Here is a 2,885-nt window from a genome sequence, read left to right as displayed (position 1 = left end):
ATCACATGGCCGCTGTAGCCGTGACTCCAGCCTCGCCCGAGCGGGCCCGGCTCATTGCCTCGGTTCGTGTAGCTCCGCGTGAACTGGAGCGCGGGACGACGGCCAGGCACCTCCAAATCCACCACCTGTCGCACGAGGTGTCCGTCCACCGTGCTCACGTTCTTCACGAAGGTGTGGCCCACCGGCAGCACGCTCGTGTCGCTGATGCGTGTGCGCAGCTCCAGCTTCCGCTCCTGATGCTGCGTGGGGGCGCTCGCCGGCGCGAAGTCGATGCGCACCTCCTGCCCCGACGGATCTCCTGGCGGCACACTCACGAACAGCATGCCGGGCTCCGGCTGCTCCGGCATGGGCACTCCTTGCTCCGCCGGGTTCAGCAACAACATTGGTCCCTGACCGGCCGTCACATCCGCCGCCGCCAGGAGCGCCTGGCCCGAGTACACCCGCACCTGCCCGCTCTCCGACGGACAGAACCGCAGCGGAGCGGGAACGGGAATGGGCTTCACTGTGGCCGTCGGCACCACCACGTCCTGGGAATTCCTGGGCGTGGCGGCGGACTCGAAGTTGCGCACCGCGAGGATCAGCTTCGCCCCGAGGGGACCTTTGGGGGCCGTGAGGCCCGGTGTGGTGAAATCGAGCGCAGCCGTCACTTCTCCGACCTTGGTCCGGAGTTGGTCCGACACCTGGAAGTCCGGTGCGAGCAGCTCGAGTCGTACCTTCCCTCCATGCGTGCCGCTGCGGAGCTTGAGCGGCAGCCGCGAGGTGTGCTTCTCGACCATCAGGATCGAGGTTCCATCGACAGGGTCGCGCGGCACGTTGCCGGAAGGGAGGTCCACCAACGTCTCTCCCGAGAGGACTGGCTCCTGGATGATGCGCGCGTAGAGGGGATAGCCCGCCGGGTTGTTGATGACGAACTGCAGCCAGCCGTCCGTCGAGGAGAGCGCACCACAGGCATTCACCTCCGCCTGGCTCTGGTTCGCGAGAAGCCGCTGAACGGCCAGCACGGGCTCTCGTGAGTAGAACTGCGAGAAGAATTTCTGCTCGCAGCAGACCGTGCCCTTCTTGGGATCGGACTCCTCGACTTCAGCGGTGAATGTCAGCAGCTGCTGTCCATTCTTGACGAGGTAGCGAGGCCAGAAGACGACGTTGTCCTCCAGGTCGAGCTCGGACATGCGCCCCGTGCCCAGCTGGTACGGGCTTGCTGTCTCGTGGCTCAGCTCCGTGCCACGTGCCTTGTCCCGGATGGACATGTGGATGCGTGCGAACTTGAGGCCCGGCTCCTTGCCTGTCAGCCGGACCCAGCCCCCGGTGCCGTCGTCGTTCTCGCGCCTCAGCAACTCCAGGAAGTAGGGGGCGGGCGTGGACGTGCCCACGACTCCGTCACGCGTTGCTCGCTCCGAGTAGGTGTAGCGAAGGGCATAGCGACCGAAGAGCGCGGTCTGGACCTGGATCTGCGTGGACACAGCTCCCGCGCTGGCGGTGATGGTGTAATTCGCTAGCTCCATCCCTGGGATGAAGCCGACCGTGCCCTCACCCAGCATGGTCGTCTTCTGGTCGAGGACGACGAATTGACGAGCCGGATCGGAGCCCAGGAACTGCACGCGCGGCGGCAGCAATTCCTCGCGAGAGTCGAAGAAGCGGGCCGTATTGGGCGCGGAAGACCAGTGCACCGTCTGGTTCGCCAGCACGTTGTCGTACTGGTCCATCGCGGTGATGAAGAGGGAGACGCCCAGCTCGATGCCCACGTCGCTGGCGAAGTACGTCTTGGCAGGCACGAGCTGCGCCACCACATCCGGTCTTCCGACGAAGCGGAAAGGATCCTGGAGCGACACTGCGTTCGTGCTCGTCTCGACGCGCGCTCTCACCACGTTCAGGCCCAGGAGCTGATGGAAGGGCTGTGCCTGCTCCAGGATGGAGAGCCGCGAGATTTGCATGTCGGGCAGCGCGGTCACCGAGGCCCGTCCCGTCTCATCCGTGAGGACGGTGAGCTGCTCGGTGGGCGAGGAGTCTGGAGTCTTGAGATTCCGGAAGAGCGGCTTGGAGACATCCGCCGTCTCGAAGGTCACCGGGACGCCCTTGACTGGGACTCCCTCCGCGGTGGTGACGTAGACAGCGAGCGGATGGGAAAGCGGCTGACCCACGGTGCCGGTCTGGAAGTCCGTCGCCTGCACCTTGACGATGCGGGCCACCTTCGAGAGGTCATCCGTGGCTCGCGGCGCATCCGGGCGGCCCAGGCGCTCGGCGAGCTCGGCGTCCGTCCAGAACTCGGGCGACACGATGGTCTGCCCGCCCGAGACCAGGCCCGAGAGGAAGTAGCCTCCCTCCTCGGTGGCAGGATCCCGGGCGATGAACCCCGTCCCCGTCCAGTTCTCCAGCGTGAGTGCGGTGGCGGGGATGAGGACGTGCCGGCTCTTCGCGAGCTGATCGGCCACGGACTGCAGCACCTCGGGCGTCGCGGACAGGCTCGTTAGCACATCCCCTGGCTGCAGATGGAGGACAGGAATGCCTCGCGCCGCCGCCTCCTGGAGCACTGAGACGGTGGACACCGCCGCCTCCCCCGTGCCGCTGGCGAGGATTCGCGCCTCCTGGAATGAGCCCTCGTAGCCGGACAGGCGCAGCAGCGCCGCGCCTCGTCCGGGCTTCAGCTCCACCGGAGTCATGGCGCGGAAGTCCGCGTCCACTTCCAGCCCCTTCCACTCGAGGCGCCGACGGACCCCCAACACCTCGTCCACTCGGAGCTGGTTCTGCACGAAGACGATGTTGGCCGTCGGCCGCACCGGAATGACCTGCAGGAGCCTCGCGAGCTCATCCTCTCCCTGAGTCCAGGCGTTCGCGTAGGCCGCCGCTCTCGCGTACAGGAAGCGCGGCGCCGGGCCGTCCAGGTCCTC

The 2,885-nt window shown here is 66.7% G+C and carries 1 protein-coding gene; it reads right to left on the bottom strand.

Features of this window, described 5'->3' with window-relative positions:
- Positions 1–2,885 (bottom strand): DUF6531 domain-containing protein (locus KY572_RS46715; RefSeq protein WP_224250299.1); only part of this gene is annotated, 2,885 nt, incomplete at both ends.

It is taken from the genome of Hyalangium gracile, assembly GCF_020103725.1.
Lineage (GTDB): Bacteria > Myxococcota > Myxococcia > Myxococcales > Myxococcaceae > Hyalangium > Hyalangium gracile.
This window is presented reverse-complemented; position numbering and strand designations above follow the sequence as displayed.